The sequence below is a fragment of the Photobacterium atrarenae genome (assembly GCF_024380015.1).
In the GTDB taxonomy this organism is placed as follows: domain Bacteria; phylum Pseudomonadota; class Gammaproteobacteria; order Enterobacterales; family Vibrionaceae; genus Photobacterium; species Photobacterium atrarenae.
The window spans coordinates 2815978-2836648 of record NZ_CP101508.1 but is presented as its reverse complement, the minus strand read 5'-3'; the positions used below and the strand labels follow the sequence as shown (position 1 = coordinate 2836648).

The window sequence follows — 20671 nt, the reverse complement described above, 5'->3', positions numbered from 1 at the left end:
TACGAATAGAGGAGCTCGCCACCCGGTGGGCGCCTGGTTGACTGAGATTGATTGAATGAGCCAAGGTTATTTAACGTTTCCGAGTATTGACCCGGTGATTATTGAAATCGGCCCGCTGGCCGTGCGCTGGTATGGGCTGATGTATTTGCTCGGGTTCCTGTTTGCCATGTGGCTGGCCAACCGCCGGGCGGATAAGCCGGGCAGTGGCTGGACCCGCGAGCAGGTCAGCGATTTGCTGTTCGCCGGATTCCTTGGTGTGGTGCTGGGCGGGCGAATTGGCTACGTCCTGTTTTATAATTTTGATCTGTTCCTGGCCGATCCGCTGTATCTGTTCAAGGTCTGGACCGGCGGTATGTCGTTCCACGGTGGATTGTTGGGGGTGATCGCCGCCATGTTCTGGTATGCCCATAAACAGGGGCGAACCTTCTTTAACGTAGCCGACTTTGTCGCGCCGCTGGTCCCTTTCGGACTTGGCGTTGGTAGGCTCGGCAATTTTATCAACGGGGAGCTGTGGGGGCGGACTACCGACGTGCCGTGGGCGATGGTGTTCCCAACCGGCGGACCGTTGCCGCGCCATCCGTCCCAGCTCTATGAGTTCTTCCTCGAAGGCCTGGTGCTGCTGATCATCCTGAATGTCTTTATCCGCAAGCCGCGCCCGGCCGGGGCGGCCTCAGGCCTGTTCCTGGTTGGCTACGGCAGCTTCCGCTTTATTGTCGAGTACTTCCGCGAGCCGGATGCGCACCTGGGGCTGTTTGGCGGCTGGATCAGCATGGGGCAGATCCTGTCGTTGCCGATGGTGATTGGCGGCCTGTTGCTGATGTTGTGGGCGTATAAGTTTCAGCCTCGCAACAAAACGGCATAGGCCGTGAAACCCCCGGTCACTCCGGGGGAATGAGCGATTGACCACAGGCAGCCTTTCGGCTGCCTGTTTTGGTTCATTCTGATAAAATTGAGCCCAACGGCGTACCGCAGCGGTACGGCTTAACGAACAACGGGTGGGAAAATGAAGCAGTATTTGGCGCTCTGCCAGCGCATTATCGATGATGGCGTATGGGTTGAAAATGAGCGAACCGGAAAGCGTTGTCTGACGGTGATCAATGCCGATCTGACCTATGATGTCGCGAACAATCAGTTTCCGCTGATCACGACGCGCAAAAGCTTCTGGAAAGCGGCGATTGCCGAGCTTTTGGGGTATCTGCGCGGCTATGACAACGCGGCGCAGTTTCGTGCGATTGGCTGCAACACCTGGAATGCCAATGCCAATGAGAACCAGGCCTGGTTGAACAACCCGCACCGCAAGGGTGAAGATGATATGGGCCGAGTGTACGGGGTGCAGGGACGCCGCTGGCAGAAGCCTGATGGCTCGGCGGTCGATCAATTGCGTAAAATCGTCGATGATCTCAGTCGTGGGATTGATGATCGGGGAGAGATCCTGACGTTCTACAACCCGGGCGAGTTTGATCGCGGTTGTCTGCGTCCGTGTATGCATACCCATACCTTCTCTCTGCTGGGGGATACGCTGTATCTCACCAGCTACCAGCGCTCCTGTGATGTGCCACTGGGGCTGAACTTTAATCAGGTCCAGGTCTTCACCCTGTTGGCGCTGATGGCCCAGATCACCGGCCACAAGCCGGGGCAGGCGTATCACAAGATTGTCAATGCCCACATCTATGAAGATCAGCTGGCGCTGATGCGTGACGTGCAGCTCAAGCGCGAGCCGTTCCCGTCACCGCAGCTAAACATCAACCCGGATATCCGCTCGCTCGAGGATCTTGAAACCTGGGTCACGCTGGATGATTTCGAAGTCACTGGCTATCAACATCACGAGGCGATCCAGTACCCATTCTCCGTATAATACCAATCGTGGTAAATAACGAGTCATCTCAGCTGGTTAAAACGCTCGATAACTGCGTTAGAGTTTTTGATTGTAGAATAACTACTTATCGAAAATAATCCGCGTTGGTCTCAAGCATTATTCCTGTGTTATTTCAGATCACTGACTTACTGTGATTGGTATAAGGCTTCGGCCATGGCAGCATTTGAGGTATTAGAACGACAAAGGCCCCGCATGAGCGGGGCCTTTGATTTGGAGCAGGTTGCGATTAGGCGGTAAAGGCCAGGATAGAGCCGGGAATTGCGATAAACACCAGGCCCAGGTAACCGGCAACTGCGGCTTTGTGGCGGGTTGCCAGATCGCTGAGGTAGAACGCGGCCTTCAGTGGCAGTTCGCGCAGGACAGGCACACCGAAAATAAACAGGGTCGCCAGAACGTTAAACGACAGGTGGACCAGGGCAATCTGCAGTGCGAATACGGCATTGTCACCAGAGATAGCTGTGGCAGCCAGCAGGGCGGTAATACAGGTGCCGATGTTCGCCCCCAGGGTAAACGGATACACCTCACGGACTTTCAGAACGCCGGTACCGACCAGCGGGACCATCAGGCTGGTGGTGGTCGATGAAGACTGAACCAGAACCGTCACGACGGTGCCTGAGGCGATTCCGTGGACCGGACCGCGGCCAATCGCACTTTTCAGAATTTCGCGGGCACGTCCAACCATCAGGCTGCGCATCAGTTTACCCATGACCGTAATGGCCAGGAAGATCAGGGCGATACCAATGAAGATCAATACCACGCCACCCATGTTACCCAGAGCTTCCAGCGGTCCTTTTACGGCAGCGACAGCAGGTTTGGTCAGCGGCTTCATGAAGTTCAGCCCTTTGATGCTCATGTTGCCGGCATCCATCAGCGGCGCAACCAACCATGAAGAAACTTTATTGAGGATCCCAAACATCATTTCCAGCGGGAGGAAGATGACGACTGCCAGCAGGTTGAAGAAGTCGTGTACGGTTGCACTGGCAAACGCACGGCGGAATTCATCTTTGCAACGGGCGTGGCCAAGGCTGACCAAGGTGTTGGTTACTGTGGTGCCGATATTGGCACCCATCACCATCGGAATCGCCGTCTCAACCGGCAGGCCACCGGCGACCAGGCCGACGATAATTGAAGTCACGGTGCTGGAGGACTGGATCAGTGAGGTTGCTACCAGGCCTATCATCAGGCCGGCAACCGGGTGGGATGCGAATTCAAACAGCGTCTTGGCTTGTTCGCCGACTGACCATTTGAAGCCACTGCTCACCATCGAGACAGCAACCAGCAGAATGTAAAGCATGAACGCCAGGTTAGCCCAGCGGACCCAGCGCATAGAGCTGCTTATCGGTTCAGCAGTAGTGGCTTGGGTAGTCATAATCATTTCTCCATGACAAGCGTATGTCGTTTGGGTTTCATTAAGGTGAAATCTGCGGGCGATGGTAGAGATCGAATATTTCAGAAATATGACATTTTTTATTACGGCGGAAATTTGTGGTTGTTTTGTGACCAGCCAGGGTGGGGGAAATGTAACGGAGTTTATACGCCTCAGTTCAACACCATGTTTTATAATAGATTTATCATTTTTTTGTCTGCCGGGCGCTCGCGGAGCTTTTTGCTCTTTTTTCGGTCTGGGATAGCACCGTTGTATATTTAGTAAGTATTTTCATAGTAATAAATATGACACCCAGAGGGGCAAAACATTAATTGTGCGGAATATTGCTTTGTATACCCCCAGATACCTCGGTTTTTTCGATACCTCATCTCTAAACAAACGATTTTTCAGAGTAGGATTCTGAAGACTAAACTACTTTTACACATATATTGTGACATTTGTTTCATGCTAAGGAGTGACGGTCGATGACCGATGCAATTCGTAAATTTCTCAAATTAGAGTCTGCCGGCGGGATTATTCTGATTGTTGCCGCCGCGATCGCAATGATGATTGCTAACTCGCCTCTGGAGCCTCTGTATAACGGCACCCTGCACAGCTATGTTGCCGGGCTTTCTGTGTCGCATTGGATCAACGATGGTCTGATGGCTATCTTCTTTTTACTGATCGGCCTCGAAGTGAAGCGCGAGCTGATTGAGGGCGCGCTCAATACCAAAGAAAAAGCGATCTTCCCTGCCATTGCTGCGTTGGGCGGCATGCTGGCACCTGCGCTGGTGTATGTGGCATTTAATGCCGCTGATCCGATGGCCGTTAAAGGCTGGGCGATCCCGGCTGCGACGGATATTGCCTTTGCCCTGGGGATCATGGCGCTGCTGGGGAACCGGGTGCCGGTCTCGCTGAAAGTATTCCTGCTGGCCCTGGCGATTATCGATGACCTCGGTGTGATCGTTATTATTGCCCTGTTCTACAGCAGCGATTTGTCGACCATGGCGTTGACTGTGGCCTTTGCCGCGACCGCAGCCCTGTTCGTGATGAATGCCAAGAATGTCACTAAGCTGTCCTGGTACCTGGTGGTGGGTGCGGTGCTCTGGGTGAGCGTATTGAAGTCGGGTGTGCATGCCACCCTGGCCGGTGTGGTGCTTGGCTTTGCGATCCCGCTTTCCGGCGGTGAATCGAAAGATGGCAAGCAGCAATCGCCGCTGAAGCATTTGGAGCATGCCCTGCATCCGTATGTTGCATTCCTGATTCTGCCGCTGTTTGCTTTTGCTAATGCCGGGATCTCTCTGGAAGGGGTTTCCCTGGGCGGCCTTGCCTCGATGCTGCCGCTGGGGATTGCGCTGGGCCTGTTTGTCGGCAAGCCGCTCGGGATTTTCAGTGCCAGCTACCTGGCGGTGAAAAGTGGGGTTGCGAAACTGCCTGACGGCATTGGTTTCCGGCATATCTTTGCGGTGTCAGTGCTGTGCGGAATTGGATTTACCATGTCGATCTTTATTTCATCCCTGGCGTTTGTAGGAGCTCCGGAAGATTTCAGCACCTATTCGCGCCTGGGTATCCTGTTAGGATCCACCGTCTCGGCTGTGGTCGGTTATGCCATGTTGAGTCGGTCTTTGCCAAAAGTGGAGGCATAATATGCGTTATCTTCTGAGCGTCGCATTGCTGATATCGTCAGCGACGATAGCAGCTCCGGATTATGAGAGCTGTACCACCGACAATAAGGATACGGAAATCTGCCAGGCTTATCTGGCTGGCGTGAACCAGAGTAGGACAAGTGTGGAAACTGCAGCAATGATGAAGCAGGAAGATAATTTTCGCACCCGTGCCCTAGAGCAGCGTGTCGGTGAACGATACCGGAAATCAGTCAGTTTGGATAAATTGCCGGAAACCTCGACCAACTAGACGGGTTGGTTTTGGCTATTCCTTGACCCAGGCTATTGAAGACCCCGGAGGCTCAGCGTAAGCTGCGTCTCTGGGGTTTTTTATTGGATTCAACACGGCGACATGTCTCATCTTAATTACAACCACCTCTATTACTTCTGGATGGTCTGCAAACAAGGTTCGGTGACCAAAGCTGCCGACGCCTTGTTTCTGGCACCGCAAACGGTCACCGGCCAGATCCGGGCGCTGGAAGAGCGGCTGAAGGGCAAGCTGACCAAGCGGGTCGGCCGCACTATCGAGCCGACCGAGCTGGGGCAGCTGGTGTTTAAGTACGCCGACAAGATGTTTGATCTCAGTTATGAGATGCTCGATATCGTCAACTATACCCAGCGGGAAAACCAGTTGCTGGAGGTCGGGGTGGCCGACGCTTTGTCGAAGCGCCTGGTCAGCAAGGTGCTGCTCGAGGGGATCCCCGAGGACGAGCGGATCCACCTGCGCTGTTATGAATCGACCCACGAGATGCTCCTTGAGCAGCTGTCGCAGCATAAACTGGATATGATCCTGTCGGACTGCCCGGTCGACTCGACGCAGAGCCCTGGCCTCTACAGTAAGAAGCTTGGCGAGTCGAGCATGAGCTTTTTCTGCTCGGCCCCATCTAAGTCCTTCAATTTTCCGGCCTGTATCGAAGACTATAAGTTACTGGTTCCGGGGCGCCGGACGGCAATGGGGCGAAAATTGCATCAATGGTTCGATCAGCAGGGGATCACCCCAAATATTCTCGGTGAATTCGATGATGCGGCGCTGATGAAGGCGTTTGGTGGTTATCACCAGTCGATGTTTGTTGCCCCGTCTATTTATGCATCGGAAATTGAAGACTCGCACCATATCAAAGAAGTGAATCGGGTGCGGGAAATTAAGGAAGAGTACTACGTGATTTTTGCCGAGCGGATGATCATGCACCCGGCGGTGAAAAAGATTTGCGAGGCGGATTTTAGGAAATTGTTCCGTTAATGTTGCACTTGCGGTTCTGTCAGCACGAAAATTCAACATTCTCGGCTAGAAAACCCTGTTTGAATTAAGTATATTAGCATTATCTTAATTTTAATGATGGTGGCAGGATGGAACGACAGCAAATGGAGCAAAATGCACCCAAGGCCGTAGCGTTACTGAAAGCCATGGCGAATGAAAGACGTTTGTTTATTCTGTGCTATTTGCTGGAAGGAGAAATGTCAGTCGGGATGATGAGTGAGAAACTGGGGCTGAGCCAGTCAGCATTATCTCAGCATTTGGCATGGTTGCGTCGGGACGGATTGGTGGAGACCCGCAAAGTTGCTCAAACCGTGTACTACCGGCTGAAAAGCGATGAGGTCCGGGCCATGATTGAGTTGCTGCACAAGATGTACTGCAAGCCTTAGCTGTTCGTGTATCAAGCGTGAGACAAAACCAAAGGCACAAAAAAACCGGCTCAAGAGCCGGTTTTTTCTTACTAGCAAATCACAACTCTTACAGAGCTTTGATTTTCGCTGCCAGGCGTGCCTTGTGACGTGCTGCCTTGTTTTTGTGGATCAGGCCTTTAGTAGCCATGCGATCCATTACAGGTTGCATTTCAGCGAAAGCTTGAGTAGCGGCTTCTTTGTTGCCAGCTTCGATTGCAGCGATAACTTTTTTGAAGAAAGTGCGCATCATAGAACGACGGCTAGCGTTGTGCTGGCGACGTTTCTCAGAAGTGATAGCACGTTTCTTAGCAGATTTGATATTTGCCAAGGGTGTAACTCCCAAATTCTTGGTACGGTGACAATTTAAGGCCGAGGACTATGCCTGCAAAACCAGAGATTGTCAAATGATTTGTGCAAATATCCGCCTGACCAACAGAATTGGCACTTGCGGATGAACACGGTTAATATGGCGGCAGATTTTACCAGCATTTCGCCCTGTAAGTCACCTTTCTGGGCTATCTTTGTGAGGTTTTTTTTGTGAGCAAGCGTCTATTGCGCTCAGGGATGATTGTCAGCACCATGACACTGGTCTCTCGGGTGTTGGGTTTGGTGCGTGATGTGGTTGTCGCCAACCTGATGGGGGCGGGGGCTGCCGCTGATGTTTTCTTCTTCGCCAATAAGATCCCGAACTTTCTCCGTCGGTTGTTTGCCGAGGGGGCATTCTCTCAGGCGTTTGTCCCGGTGTTAACCGAATCTCATGCCGCCGGTGATATAGATCAGACCCGACAGCTGATCGCCCGGGCCTCCGGAACGCTGGGCGGGATTGTCACTGTGGTGACCCTGCTCGGGATCCTGTGCTCCGGCGTGGTGACGGCTTTGTTCGGCGCCGGCTGGTTTATCGACTGGCTCCATGGCGGACCGGCAGCGCCGAAGTTTGAGCTGGCCTCCTTGCTGCTCAAGATCACCTTCCCGTACCTGTGGTTTATTACCTTTGTCGCCCTGTCCGGCGCTATTCTCAATACCCTGGGCAAGTTTGCGGTCTCTTCTTTTACCCCGGTATTCCTCAATGTGGCCATTATTGGCTGTGCCTGGTTGCTGGCGCCGAACCTGGCCCAGCCGGAAATCGGACTGGCGATCGGGGTGTTCCTCGGCGGGCTGATCCAGTTTCTGTTCCAGCTGCCGTTCCTCTATAAAGAGGGAATGCTGGTCAAACCCAAGTGGGGGTGGCGGGATCCGGGGGTGGTCAAAATCCGTACCCTGATGATCCCGGCGCTGTTCGGTGTCTCGGTCAGCCAGATCAACCTGTTGTTTGACACCTTCATTGCCAGTTTTCTGGTTACCGGCTCCATCAGCTGGCTCTATTACTCGGACCGCTTGCTGGAGTTTCCGCTCGGCCTGTTCGGGATCGCCATTGCCACAGTGATCCTGCCGGCCTTGTCGCGCAAGCATGTCGATCAGAGCCGGGAGCATTTCGCCCACACCATGGACTGGGGGGTGCGTATGGTGCTGTTGCTCGGTCTGCCGGCCATGCTGGGTCTGATGGTGCTGGCCAAGCCGATGCTGATGGTGCTGTTTATGCGCGGTGAGTTCTCGCCGGCGGATGTCGAGCAGGCGTCGCTGTCGCTGCTGGCCTACGCCTCGGGCTTGCTCAACTTCATGCTGATCAAGGTGCTGGCGCCGGGTTATTATGCCCGTCAGGATACCAAGACCCCGGTGCGTTACGGCATTATTGCGATGATCAGCAACATGGTGTTTAACGCGATTTTCGCCTACTTCTATGGCTATGTCGGCCTGGCGATGGCCACGGCGCTTTCTGCGTTGGTCAATGCCGCCTTGCTCTATCGCGGTTTGCATCGTGCCGGGGTGTATCAGCTAACGGCCACTACTCTGTGGTTTGTCGCCCGCCTGGTGGTTGCGGGGGCGGTGATGGTGGCGGTGTTGCTGTGGTTCTGTCCGCCGATGAGCCAGTGGCTGGCCTGGTCTCTGCTGGAGCGGGTGTTGTGGCTGGCGGCGACCATTGGCCTCGGGGCAGGGAGCTACATGGCCATGGTGCTGCTGCTGGGGGTGCGTTTGCACCATCTCAAAGCGGAAGGCGATGCGGCCCCGAGCCTGGATGAATCCGGCGAAAGCGGCAGAACTTGATTCAAATTGGTACGATGGACACAGAGTAGTATATAATCCGTCAGTTTTTCACTCTGCGAATATGAAATCGGCACATGGAATTAATCCGAGGCATACATAACATCAAGCCAGAGCATCACGGTTGCGTGTTGACCATCGGCAACTTTGATGGCGTTCATCTGGGACACCAGGCCGTCTTAGGCCAGGTGTTGGCCAAGGCGCGGGCGCTGAGCCTGCCGGCAACGGTGATGAGTTTTGAGCCGCAGCCGATGGAATTGTTCGCCGCAGAGAAGGCTCCCGCCAGGCTGACGCGCTTTCGTGATAAATACCTGCAACTGAAGCAGGTCGGCGTCGAGCGCCTGTTGTGTGTCAATTTTAACAGCCGCTTTGCCAATATGTCGGCGCAAGACTTTGTCCGCCGCTTGTTGGTCAAGCAATTGGGTGTTAAGTTTTTGGTTGTCGGTGACGATTTCCGTTTTGGCCAAGGCCGGCGCGGTGATTTTGCAACCCTGGTTGCCGCCGGCAAAGAATTTGGCTTTACGGTGGTCAGTACCCACAGTTTTTGTGTTTCGGCACAACGGGTGAGCAGTACCGCGATCCGTGAGGCTCTGGCAAATGATGATTTGCCGCTGGCCGAGTCTCTGCTGGGGCGTCCGTATAGTATCAGCGGACGGGTGTCCCACGGGCGTAAACTTGGCCGGACGATCGGTTTTCCGACCGCTAATGTGCCCTTAAAGCGCCGGGTTTCGCCGGTCTCCGGGGTCTATGCGGTTGAAGTCTATGGCGTCAATGGCGAGCCGGTTTCCGGTGTCGCCAATGTCGGCCGCCGACCGACCGTCAATGGTGTCCGGCAACAGCTGGAAGTTCACCTGTTTGATTTTCAGTCTGATCTCTACGGGCATCAGATTGAGGTTGTGCTGCACCATAAGCTGCGTGACGAAATAAAATTTGAATCATTCGATGCGCTCAAAGCGCAAATAGAGCGTGATGCTCAAACAGCACGGGTGTGGCTGTCTGAGCGTAAAAATGTCCCACTTCGCCCAAGTAACGGAATCGAGAATCAATGAGCGACTATAAAGATACCCTGAACCTGCCTGAAACAGGGTTTCCGATGCGAGGCAATCTTGCGAATCGCGAGCCTGCGATGCTTAAGCGTTGGTATGATGAAGATCTTTACGGTGAAATCCGTAAAGCCAAAAAGGGTAAAAAATCCTTTGTATTACACGATGGCCCTCCGTATGCCAACGGTGATATTCACATTGGTCACGCACTGAATAAGATTCTTAAAGACATCATTATTAAGTCGAAGACGCTGTCTGGATATGATGCGCCTTACATTCCTGGCTGGGACTGCCACGGTCTGCCGATCGAACTGATGGTCGAGAAGAAAGTGGGTAAGCCGGGCCAGAAAGTGACCGCGGCGGAGTTTCGTGAAAAATGTCGCGCCTATGCAGCCGGTCAGGTGGAAGGCCAGAAAGAGAGCTTTATCCGCCTGGGTGTGCTGGGTCAGTGGGACAAGCCATACCGCACCATGGATTTTGAGACCGAAGCGAACATCATCCGCTCGCTGGGTAAAATCGCCGATCAGGGTCACCTGCTCAAAGGCTTTAAGCCGGTGCACTGGTGTACCGACTGTGGCTCTGCCCTGGCAGAAGCCGAAGTGGAGTATAAAGATAAAATCTCCCCATCGATTGATGTGAAATTCAAGGCCGCTGATGAAGCCGCGGTGGTTGCCAAGTTCAGCTGCGCCGAAGGCCATCAGGGCCAGGGCGACGTCTCGATCGTGATCTGGACCACCACCCCCTGGACACTGCCGGCCAACCGCGCGATTGCGTTGCGTGATGATCTGGAATACGTGCTGATCCAAACCGAGGGCGAGACCCCTGAGCGCCTGATTGTTGCGGCTGAGCTAGCGAGCGATGTGATGGCACGTGCCGGTGTCGAGCACTACCATAACCTGGGTTTCTGTAAAGGTGCCGAGCTGGATCTGATGCGCTTCAACCACCCGTTCTACAGCTATCATGTGCCAGTGGTCCTGGGCGATCACGTCACCACTGAGTCAGGGACCGGCTGTGTTCACACCGCCCCTGGTCACGGCCAGGAAGACTTTGCTGTGGGCCAGAAATACGGCCTGGAAGTGGCGAACCCGGTCGGCAGTAACGGGGTTTACCTGCCGGATACCGAGCTGTTTGCCGGTCAGCATGTGTTTAAAGCCAACGATGCTGTGGTTGAAGTACTGAAAGCGCACGGCGCGCTGCTGCACCACCATGCTTACGAGCACAGCTACCCGCACTGTTGGCGTCACAAAACGCCGATCATCTTCCGTGCCACCCCGCAGTGGTTTGTGTCGATGGATCAGGCCGGTTTGCGGGCCAAAGCGCTGGAAGAGATCAAAGGCGTTCAGTGGATGCCGGAATGGGGTCAAAGCCGCATTGAGTCGATGGTTGAAGGCCGTCCGGAGTGGTGTATCTCCCGTCAGCGTACCTGGGGTGTGCCGATTGCCCTGTTTGTCCACAAAGAAACGCAAGAGCTGCATCCAAACACCGGCGAGTTGATTGAAAAAGTCGCCCAGCTGGTTGAGCAAAAAGGCATTCAGGCCTGGTGGGATCTGGATCCGGCCGAGTTGATGGGCGCAGACGATGCTGCCAACTACGAAAAAGTACTCGATACTCTGGATGTCTGGTTTGACTCCGGTGTGACGCACTTCTCCGTGGTTGACAGCCGTGAAGAATACAACGGCCACAATGCTGATCTGTACCTGGAAGGCTCAGACCAGCACCGTGGCTGGTTCCAGTCGTCGCTGATCTCCTCGGTGGCGATGAAAGGCAAGGCGCCGTACAACCAGGTTCTGACCCACGGCTTCGTGGTCGATGGCCAGGGCCGTAAGATGTCAAAATCAATCGGCAACGTAGTGGCGCCGAAAGATGTCACCAACAAACTGGGTGCCGATATCCTGCGCCTGTGGGTTGCCTCGACGGACTACACAGGTGAGGTTGCAGTCTCGGATGAGATCCTCAAGCGCTCTGCCGATGCGTATCGTCGTATCCGCAATACCGCACGCTTCTTCCTGGCCAACCTGAGTGGCTTCAACCCGGCGACCGATTGCGTGGCGCCGGAAGAGATGGTGGCGCTGGATCGCTGGGCTGTGGGTCGTGCGAAAGCGGCGCAGGCAGACATCATCAAAGCGTATGATGAGTACAACCTGCATGCGGTGACACAGCGTCTGATGCATTTCTGCTCCATCGAGATGGGCTCCTTCTACCTCGATGTGATCAAAGACCGTCAGTACACCGCCAAACGCGGCGGCCACGCCCAGCGTAGCTGTCAGACCGCGCTTTACTACATTGTCGAAGCCCTGGTGCGCTGGATGGCGCCGATCATGTCATTCACTGCCGATGAAATCTGGAACGAGATGCCGGCTGCGCAGGGCAACGGCGAGTCGCGCGACAAGTTTGTCTTCACCGGTGAGTGGTTCGAAGGTCTGTTTGGTCTGGCGGACGGCGAAGCGATGAACAACGATTTCTGGGCTGAGATCCAGCAAGTTCGCGGCGCGGTCAACAAGCTGCTGGAAGCGGCCCGGAACGAGAAAGTGATCGGTGGTGCGCTGCAGGCGGAAGTGACCCTATTTGCCCATGAAGGCCTGGCCGCGAAGCTGAACCAACTGGAAGATGAGCTGCGTTTCGTGCTGCTGACATCAAAAGCTGAAGTCGTGGTGGCGGATAGTCAGCCAGCAGGTGCGCAGGCCACCGAGATGGAAGGTTTGTTCGTGACTGTGGCTGCTTCTGAAGCTGAGAAGTGTGACCGCTGTTGGCACCATGTGGCCGATGTCGGTGCGACCGAAGGCCATGAAGCAATCTGTGGCCGTTGCGTGAGCAATGTTGACGGAGACGGAGAAGAGCGTAAGTTTGCCTGATGACTGATTTATCGCCGAAACATAAACTATCGTTGAAGGCATCCGGAGTGCGCTGGCTGTGGCTGGCGGCTCTGGTTTACCTGCTGGATATAGGCAGCAAGCTGCTGGTGATGAACACCATGGAGTATGGCTGGCCGAACCGGATTGAACTGCTGCCGTTTTTTAACCTGCTGTATGTTCACAATTACGGTGCGGCATTCAGCTTCCTGAGTGATGCCGGTGGCTGGCAGCGCTGGTTGTTTACGGCAATCGCATTAGGGGTTTGTAGTTTGCTGGTGTTCTGGATGCGCCGCTCGCCGGCCTCGAACAAGCTGGCCAACAGTGCCTATGCCCTGATTATTGGGGGCGCGCTGGGCAACCTGTCTGATCGTCTGTACCACGGCTTTGTGGTTGATTTTCTGGATTTTTATGTCGGTAGCTATCACTGGCCGGCATTTAATATTGCGGATATGGCGATTGTTGCTGGTGCCGGTTTGATCATTCTGGAAGGTTTTTTGACCGATAAGAAAAAGCAACCTGCGAATCACTAAAATCAGTCATCGCCGATAACCCTGAGCGCTGTCCGTTGATACGGGCGGCGCTTTGTTGTTAAATGGGCGCTAATCAGAACAGGCCCAGGCCAGGGCGGGATCAGGCAAGACTGAAACCGTTTTGGAGACGCCATCCATTACAAGACCTTAAAGGACCCTACATGTCGGTGATTACGGAAAACAGTGAAGTACTGATGCATTTTGCCATTAAACTGGAAGATGGTTCGGTTGCAGAATCAACCCAGGCGATGGGAAAGCCGGCAAAGTTTCGCATGGGTGACGGCAGCCTGACCGATAATTTTGAGCAGTGCCTGCTGGGGCTCAAGGCCGGTGACAAGAGCAGCTTTGAGCTGGCACCGGAAGATGCTTTTGGTCTGCCGAATCCGGATAATATCCATCATGTTGATCGGACCAAATTCGGCACGGACGCCCCGGCAGAAGTGGGCAACATCATTGCCTTTGCCGGACCGGACGGGCAGGATATCCCGGGCGTGATCACATCCGTTACCGGTGATTCCGTAACTGTGGACTTCAACCACCCGCTTGCCGGACATCGGGTGACGTTCGACGTTGAAGTTGTGACTATAGAGAATTAAGAGCTGTTAGCCATGAAAATCTTACTCGCCAATCCACGCGGTTTTTGTGCCGGTGTTGACCGTGCCATCAGTATTGTTGAGCGGGCACTGGAGTTATATCAGCCGCCGATTTATGTCCGCCATGAAGTGGTGCACAACCGTTTTGTCGTGGAAGGGCTGAAGCAGCGCGGCGCGATTTTCGTCGAAGAGTTGCATGAAGTGCCGGACGACAATATCGTCATTTTTTCGGCGCATGGGGTGTCGCAGGCAGTGCGACATGAAGCCAAAGCCCGTCAGCTGACGGTGTTTGATGCCACCTGTCCGCTGGTAACCAAGGTTCATATGGAAGTGGCGCGCGCCAGCCGCCGCAATATGGAGGTGGTGCTGATCGGCCACGCCGGCCACCCGGAAGTTGAAGGCACCATGGGCCAGTACGCCAGTGATACCGGCGGCATGTATTTGGTGGAAACCCCGGCCGATGTCGACAAGCTGGTGGTCAAAGATCCATCCAACCTGCATTATGTCAGCCAGACCACGCTGTCAGTGGATGAAACGGCCGATGTGATCGACAAGCTGCGCGAAGTTTTCCCGCAGATCCAGGGGCCGCGTAAAGATGACATCTGCTATGCCACTCAGAATCGCCAGGATGCTGTGCGCGAGATGGCAGAGACCGTGGATGTGATGATCGTGGTTGGCTCTAAGAACTCCTCCAACTCTAATCGCTTACGCGAGTTGGCAGAAAAGCTGGGCACGCCGGGGTATTTGACCGATTGCCCGGAAGATGTGCAACCGGTCTGGTTTGATGGCAAGCAGAAAGTCGGGATCACCGCCGGCGCTTCAGCACCGGAAGAGCTGGTCAATCAGATTATTGCCCGGATCCAGGAACTGAGCGGCGCCGAAGTTGAAGAGCTGACAGGGCGTGAAGAGAATATGTTCTTTGAAGTACCGCGCGAGCTGCAGGTCAAAAATGTCGGGTAATCCCCTTCACTGAAGTATTTAAATAGCCCCGGTCTTACACCGGGGCTTTTTTTATCCGGGTCAACAGGCTACATTGGAGAGCTACCAATTATCCAGATGATCAGGGAGACAGAACGCAATGGTCAGAATTGCGATTGCAGGCGCGGCAGGGCGCATGGGGCGTCAGTTGCTGAAAGCGACACACCTTTCGGAGCAGGCGACACTGGGCGCGGCCACAGAGCGCAGTGGCTCATCACTGGTGGGGGCCGATGCCGGTGAGCTGGCTGGGGTCGGTAAAGTGTCGGTTACCATTGTCGATGATCTGGTGACCGCGAAAGATGACTTTGATGTGCTGATCGATTTTACCGCGCCGGTGGCCACTCTGGCGAACCTGGCGTTTTGCCGTCAGCACGGGAAGAAAATTGTGATCGGCACCACCGGGTTCAGCGATGAGGAGCGGGCGCAGATTGATGCAGCGGCCGAGCAGGTGCCGGTGGTGATGGCGCCGAACTACAGCGTCGGGGTCAACCTGGTGTTTAAGCTGCTGGAAAAAGCGGCCCAGGTGATGGGGGATTACTGTGATATTGAAGTCATTGAAGCCCACCACCGTCATAAAGTCGATGCCCCGTCCGGGACTGCAATCGGCATGGGCGAAGCGATTGCCGGTGCGATGGGCAATAAGCTCAGTGATGTGGCGGTCTATGCCCGCGAGGGGATCACGGGTGAGCGCAGCCGGGATGAAATCGGCTTTGCTACCATCCGTGCCGGTGACATCGTCGGCGAGCATACCGCGATGTTTGCCGATATCGGCGAGCGGGTTGAAATCACCCATAAAGCCACCGATCGGATGACCTTTGCCAACGGCGCGGTGCGCGCTGCTGCCTGGCTTAATGATAAACAGCCGGGTTTCTATACCATGCAGGATGTGCTCGGACTCGATACGCTCTAAGCGTATTTCCGCTCGAACAGCCCACCAAATCAACAGGGTGATGCCGTTATCAACGATAACAGCATCACCCTGTTTTTTTATCCGAATGTCATAATTATTATGCATCACTGCACTCAAAGTGAATAAATAGTGGTTTTATGCACCTGAGCATGCCTTTGCGCCTTGTTGCGTCGTTTAGAACCTGGGGAAGCTAAGTTTAGTATTTGTTTTGTTGATTTGGCTGTAATTCTTGCTTGTATTGCTGTAAATGCGACTTTAAGTCCTGGTTTTTTGCCGTTGTGGGATGGCTTTTATTTTTTCTCGTGGCGGTGATTTTAGGCAAACGATAACCTGATTTTTTGGTTCGTTTGGGGCGTTGAAATAACCGACTTAAGTGTGACTTATCCAGGTTACGGGCGGGGTTTTTGCTTGGGTTGCTAAAAATAAAATTTATTTTGGTGCTTCGGTTGACACTTTTCACAGTCATCTCTAGAATGCGCGCAATTTGTCAAAAATCAGCTTGACTCGCTTTTTGACTTTGTATGGAATGGGTAATTGCAAGTTTATCTGTTTTAGCTGCATTTTTATTATTCTAAATCTCTGGAGGTTGTCTTGAGCAAATCAGCGCTGTTAGTCCTGGAAGATGGGACAGTGTTCCACGGCGTGTCCATCGGGGCAGATGGTTCGGCTGTTGGTGAAGTCGTTTTTAACACCTCGATGACGGGGTATCAGGAAATCCTCACCGACCCTTCTTATTCACAACAGATAGTGACTCTCACTTACCCCCATATTGGCAATACCGGAACTAATTCCGAAGACGAAGAATCCTCCTCCATCCACGCGCAAGGCCTGGTGATTCGCGATCTCCCCCTCATCGCTTCCAACTTCCGAAATCAGCAATCCCTTTCTGATTACCTGAAATCCCAAAACATCGTTGGCATCGCAGACATTGATACCCGCAAACTGACGCGCCTGTTGCGTGAGAAAGGGGCGCAGAATGGCTGCATCATGGCGGGCGAGCACCTGGATGAAGCGCTGGCGCTGGCCAAAGCAAAAGATTTCCCGGGCCTGAAAGGGATGGATCTGGCTAAAGAAGTGACCACTGCGGAAGCTTACCCGTGGAAGCAGGGCTCCTGGACGCTGACCGGCGGTCTGCCGGAAGCCAAAGATGACAGTGAGCTGCCGTACCACGTTGTGGCGTACGACTTTGGTGCCAAGCGCAATATCCTACGCATGTTGGTTGACCGCGGTTGCCGCCTGACGGTGGTCCCGGCGCAGACCTCGGCAGAAGAAGTGCTGGCGATGAACCCGGACGGTGTCTTCCTGTCCAACGGTCCGGGTGACCCGGAGCCATGTACCTATGCCATTGAAGCGACCAAAGTGTTTCTGGATAAAGGCTTGCCAATCTTCGGGATCTGCCTGGGCCACCAAATCCTGGCCCTGGCCAGCGGTGCGCAGACTGTGAAAATGAAGTTCGGCCATCATGGTGCCAACCACCCGGTGAAAGACTTAGACCGTGATGTGGTAATGATCACCAGCCAGAACCACGGCTTTGCCGCTGATGAAGCGACGTTGCCGGAAAACCTGCGTGCCACACACAAATCACTGTTTGACGGCTCGCTGCAGGGAATCCACCGCACTGACAAGCCGGCCTTCAGTTTCCAGGGCCACCCGGAAGCCAGCCCGGGTCCGCACGATGCGGCACCCCTATTTGACCACTTTATCGACTTGATTAAACAGCACAGCGCCTAAGCCGGAGTAGTAAGCAATGCCAAAACGTACTGACATTCAAAGTGTTCTTATCCTGGGTGCCGGCCCGATCGTGATCGGCCAGGCGTGTGAGTTTGACTACTCGGGTGCCCAAGCCTGTAAAGCGCTGCGCGAAGAAGGCTACCGCGTCATTCTAGTGAACTCGAATCCGGCAACCATTATGACCGACCCGGAAATGGCCGATGCGACTTACATCGAGCCGATCCACTGGGAAGTGGTGCGCAAAATCATCGAGAAAGAGCGCCCGGATGCCGTGCTGCCGACCATGGGTGGCCAGACAGCCCTGAACTGCGCGCTGGATCTGGAGCGCCACGGGGTGCTGGCAGAGTTTGGGGTCGAGATGATTGGTGCGACTGCCGATGCGATTGATAAAGCAGAAGATCGTTCGCGTTTCGATGCGGCGATGAAGTCGATTGGCCTTGAGTGTCCGCGCGCCGATACCGCCAAAAGCATGGAAGAAGCCTATAAAGTCCTCGATATGGTTGGCTTTCCATGTATTATCCGTCCGTCTTTCACCATGGGCGGCACCGGTGGCGGGATTGCCTATAACAAGGAAGAGTTTGAAGAAATTTGCCGCCGCGGCCTGGATCTGTCGCCAACCAATGAGCTGCTGATTGATGAGTCGCTGATTGGCTGGAAAGAGTACGAGATGGAAGTGGTTCGGGATAAGAACGACAACTGCATCATCGTATGTGCGATTGAAAACTTTGACCCGATGGGAATCCACACCGGTGACTCGATCACCGTGGCGCCAGCCCAGACCCTGACCGACAAAGAATACCAGCTGATGCGAAATGCTTCGCTGGCTGTCCTGCGTGAAATCGGCGTTGAAACCGGTGGCTCGAATGTTCAGTTCGGGATCAATCCGAAAGACGGCCGCATGGTGATCATCGAGATGAACCCACGGGTTTCGCGCTCTTCAGCCCTGGCCTCGAAAGCAACCGGTTTCCCGATTGCCAAAGTTGCGGCCAAGCTGGCGATCGGCTTTACCCTCGATGAGCTGATGAATGACATCACTGGCGGTGCAACGCCAGCATCATTCGAGCCGACGATTGACTACGTCGTGACTAAGATCCCACGCTTCAACTTCGAGAAATTTGCCGGTGCCAACGATCGTCTGACGACGCAGATGAAATCGGTCGGTGAGGTCATGGCGATTGGCCGTAACCAGCAGGAATCGTTGCAAAAAGCCCTGCGTGGCCTGGAAGTTGGCGCGACCGGCTTTGACGAAATGGTTGACCTGGATGCGCCGGATGCGCTGACCAAGATCCGCCATGAGCTCAAAGATGCCGGTGCCGAGCGGATCTGGTACATCGCTGATGCCTTCCGGGCCGGCTTGTCAGTCGATGGGGTCTTTAACTTGACTAATATCGACCGCTGGTTCCTGGTCCAGATTGAAGAGCTGGTGCAGCTTGAGAACGCCGTGAAAGAAGGCGGCTTTGCCGGCCTGAATGCGGATGTGCTGCGCAAGCTTAAGCGTAAAGGTTTTGCTGATGCACGTCTGGCGAAAATTCTGGGCGTGGCCGAATCTGAAATCCGTAAACTGCGTGATCAGTTCGACATTCACCCGGTCTACAAGCGTGTTGATACCTGTGCCGCAGAGTTTTCTTCAGATACCGCTTACATGTACTCATCATACGATGAAGAGTGTGAAGCGCAGCCGACTGACAAAGACAAGATCATGGTATTGGGTGGTGGTCCGAACCGGATTGGTCAGGGCATTGAGTTTGACTATTGCTGTGTACATGCGTCACTGGCGCTGCGTGAAGACGGTTACGAGACCATTATGGTGAACTGTAACCCGGAGACTGTCTCGACGGACTACGACACCTCGGATCGTCTGTACTTTGAGCCGGTGACACTGGAAGATGTGCTGTCTATCGTCCGCGTTGAACAGCCAAAAGGCGTGATTGTGCAGTACGGTGGCCAGACACCACTGAAACTGGCGCGTGCTCTGGAAGCGGCGGGTGTGCCGATTATCGGCACCAGCCCGGATGCGATTGACCGTGCCGAAGACCGTGAGCGATTCCAGGCGGCTGTTGAGCGTCTGGGCTTGAAGCAGCCAGAGAACGCCACCGTAACAGCGTTGGAGCAAGCGGTTGAGAAATCAAAAGAAATTGGTTTCCCGCTGGTGGTGCGCCCATCTTACGTCCTGGGTGGCCGGGCGATGGAAATCGTTTATGACGAAGCCGACTTGCGCCGTTACTTTGCAGAAGCGGTGAGCGTCTCGAACGAATCTCCGGTGCTGCTGGATCGCTTCCTGGATGACGCAACCGAAGTGGATATCGACGCGATTTGTGACGGTGAGCGCGTGGTGATTGGCGGGATCATGGAACACATTGAGCAAGCCGGTGTTCACTCCGGTGACTCGGCCTGTTCGCTGCCGGCTTACACCCTGAGCCAAGAGATTCAGGACGTGATGCGTCAGCAGGTTGAGAAGCTGGCCTTTGAGCTGGGCGTTCGCGGCCTGATGAACACTCAGTTTGCGGTGAAAGATAACGAAGTGTACCTGATTGAGGTCAACCCACGTGCTGCGCGGACGGTCCCATTCGTCTCGAAAGCCACGGGCGCACCGCTGGCTAAGATTGCGGCGCGTGTAATGGCAGGCCAGACGCTGGAATCTCAGGGCTTTACCCAAGAGATCATCCCACCATACTACTCGGTGAAAGAAGTGGTATTGCCGTTCAACAAGTTCCCGGGAGTAGACCCGCTGTTGGGCCCTGAAATGCGCTCGACCGGTGAGGTTATGGGCGTTGGCGACACGTTTGCCGAGGCTTTTGCCAAAGCCGAGCTGGGTTGTGGGAAAGAGAAGCAGGCCAAGGGCCGTGCGCTGCTGTCGGTGCGTGGCAACGATAAGCAACGTGTGGTTGACCTGGCTTCGAAGCTGGTGAAGCAGGGTTACGAGCTGGACGCGACGCATGGCACGGCAGTGGTGCTGGGTGAAGCCGGGATCAATCCGCGTCTGGTGAACAAGGTTCATGAAGGGCGTCCGCATATCCTCGACCGGATCAAGAACAACGAGTACACCTACATCGTCAACACGGCGGAAGGTCGTCAGGCGATTGAGGACTCGAAGGTCCTGCGTCGCGGCGCGTTGGCGGAGAAGGTGAACTACACCACTACGCTGAATGCAGCGTTCGCAACCTGTATGGCCTGGGCTGCGGATGACCGTAACAAGGTCGTCTCGGTACAGGAGTTGCATGCTCGGGTTAACCAAGCCTGATTGCACTGAAACCATAATGATTCAAAGCCCGCCTCGTGCGGGCTTTGTTGTTTTCGGGGAAAGGCGCAGGTGCAGGCCTATGG

18 protein-coding genes are annotated in these 20671 nt (G+C 54.6%); 15 read left to right on the top strand and 3 right to left on the bottom strand.

Annotated features, from left to right (window positions below; translation table 11 throughout):
• The first annotated feature begins 55 nt into the window (after positions 1–55).
• Positions 56–862, top strand: coding sequence for a prolipoprotein diacylglyceryl transferase (lgt, locus tag NNL38_RS13270; protein WP_255388497.1), 807 nt, complete (start codon positions 56–58; stop codon positions 860–862).
• 141 nt (positions 863–1003) lie between these two features.
• Positions 1004–1855 carry a thymidylate synthase gene (locus NNL38_RS13265; protein WP_255388496.1) on the top strand — a complete coding sequence of 284 codons (852 nt, stop codon included), beginning with the start codon at positions 1004–1006 and terminating at the stop codon, positions 1853–1855.
• A gap of 247 nt (positions 1856–2102) precedes the next feature.
• Here the strand turns inward: NNL38_RS13265 and NNL38_RS13260 are convergent, their stop codons facing one another.
• A complete protein-coding gene (locus tag NNL38_RS13260) occupies positions 2103–3245 on the bottom strand; it encodes a Na/Pi symporter (RefSeq protein ID WP_255388495.1) in 1143 nt (380 codons plus the stop codon).
• Positions 3246–3727: 482 nt separating this feature from the next.
• Between NNL38_RS13260 and nhaA the strand changes: the two genes are divergently transcribed.
• From nhaA to NNL38_RS13240, 4 genes are all read left to right on the top strand, one after another.
• Positions 3728–4888 (top strand): Na+/H+ antiporter NhaA, encoded by a 1161-nt coding sequence (nhaA, locus tag NNL38_RS13255; RefSeq protein ID WP_255388494.1) that lies wholly within the window; start codon positions 3728–3730, stop codon positions 4886–4888.
• 1 nt (position 4889) lies between these two features.
• A complete protein-coding gene (locus NNL38_RS13250) occupies positions 4890–5156 on the top strand; it encodes a hypothetical protein (RefSeq protein ID WP_255388493.1) in 267 nt (88 codons plus the stop codon).
• Between the two features lie 102 nt (positions 5157–5258).
• Positions 5259–6146 carry a transcriptional activator NhaR gene (gene nhaR / locus NNL38_RS13245; protein WP_255388492.1) on the top strand — a complete coding sequence of 296 codons (888 nt, stop codon included), beginning with the start codon at positions 5259–5261 and terminating at the stop codon, positions 6144–6146.
• Between the two features lie 107 nt (positions 6147–6253).
• The gene (locus NNL38_RS13240) at positions 6254–6550 is read left to right on the top strand and encodes an ArsR/SmtB family transcription factor (RefSeq protein WP_255388491.1); all 297 of its coding nucleotides are present in this window, start codon (positions 6254–6256) and stop codon (positions 6548–6550) included.
• 88 nt (positions 6551–6638) lie between these two features.
• On the opposite strand, the gene rpsT is transcribed toward NNL38_RS13240, so the two are convergent.
• Positions 6639–6899 (bottom strand): 30S ribosomal protein S20, encoded by a 261-nt coding sequence (gene rpsT / locus NNL38_RS13235; RefSeq protein ID WP_036799376.1) that lies wholly within the window; start codon positions 6897–6899, stop codon positions 6639–6641.
• A 209-nt stretch (positions 6900–7108) separates the two neighbouring features.
• On the opposite strand from rpsT, the gene murJ reads away from it, so the two are divergent.
• The 7 genes from murJ (at position 7109) to dapB (ending at position 15616) form a co-directional block, all read left to right on the top strand.
• The gene (gene murJ, locus NNL38_RS13230; RefSeq protein ID WP_255388490.1) at positions 7109–8713 is read left to right on the top strand and encodes a murein biosynthesis integral membrane protein MurJ; all 1605 of its coding nucleotides are present in this window, start codon (positions 7109–7111) and stop codon (positions 8711–8713) included.
• Positions 8714–8787: 74 nt separating this feature from the next.
• Positions 8788–9759: a bifunctional riboflavin kinase/FAD synthetase gene (gene ribF, locus NNL38_RS13225; RefSeq protein WP_255388489.1), complete on the top strand. Its 972-nt coding sequence runs from the start codon at positions 8788–8790 to the stop codon at positions 9757–9759.
• Positions 9756–12605: an isoleucine--tRNA ligase gene (ileS, locus tag NNL38_RS13220; protein ID WP_255388488.1), complete on the top strand. Its 2850-nt coding sequence runs from the start codon at positions 9756–9758 to the stop codon at positions 12603–12605. Before ribF ends, ileS begins: the two co-directional genes overlap by 4 nt.
• Entirely contained in the window at positions 12605–13135 is a 531-nt protein-coding gene (gene lspA / locus NNL38_RS13215) for a signal peptidase II (protein ID WP_255388487.1), read from the top strand. Before ileS ends, lspA begins: the two co-directional genes overlap by 1 nt.
• A gap of 161 nt (positions 13136–13296) precedes the next feature.
• Positions 13297–13731 (top strand): FKBP-type peptidyl-prolyl cis-trans isomerase, encoded by a 435-nt coding sequence (gene fkpB, locus NNL38_RS13210; protein WP_255388486.1) that lies wholly within the window; start codon positions 13297–13299, stop codon positions 13729–13731.
• A 12-nt stretch (positions 13732–13743) separates the two neighbouring features.
• Complete coding sequence (ispH, locus tag NNL38_RS13205) at positions 13744–14688, top strand: 4-hydroxy-3-methylbut-2-enyl diphosphate reductase (RefSeq protein ID WP_255388485.1); 945 nt, start codon at positions 13744–13746, stop codon at positions 14686–14688.
• Between the two features lie 118 nt (positions 14689–14806).
• Positions 14807–15616, top strand: a complete 810-nt coding sequence (gene dapB, locus NNL38_RS13200; RefSeq protein ID WP_255388484.1) for a 4-hydroxy-tetrahydrodipicolinate reductase — start codon at positions 14807–14809, stop codon at positions 15614–15616.
• Between the two features lie 196 nt (positions 15617–15812).
• Here the strand turns inward: dapB and NNL38_RS13195 are convergent, their stop codons facing one another.
• Positions 15813–16076 carry a hypothetical protein gene (locus NNL38_RS13195; RefSeq protein WP_255388483.1) on the bottom strand — a complete coding sequence of 88 codons (264 nt, stop codon included), beginning with the start codon at positions 16074–16076 and terminating at the stop codon, positions 15813–15815.
• Between the two features lie 131 nt (positions 16077–16207).
• On the opposite strand from NNL38_RS13195, the gene carA reads away from it, so the two are divergent.
• Both carA and carB read left to right on the top strand, forming a co-directional pair.
• Complete coding sequence (gene carA / locus NNL38_RS13190) at positions 16208–17347, top strand: glutamine-hydrolyzing carbamoyl-phosphate synthase small subunit (RefSeq protein WP_255388482.1); 1140 nt, start codon at positions 16208–16210, stop codon at positions 17345–17347.
• A gap of 16 nt (positions 17348–17363) precedes the next feature.
• The gene (gene carB, locus NNL38_RS13185; protein WP_255388481.1) at positions 17364–20588 is read left to right on the top strand and encodes a carbamoyl-phosphate synthase large subunit; all 3225 of its coding nucleotides are present in this window, start codon (positions 17364–17366) and stop codon (positions 20586–20588) included.
• Positions 20589–20671: the final 83 nt, after the last annotated feature.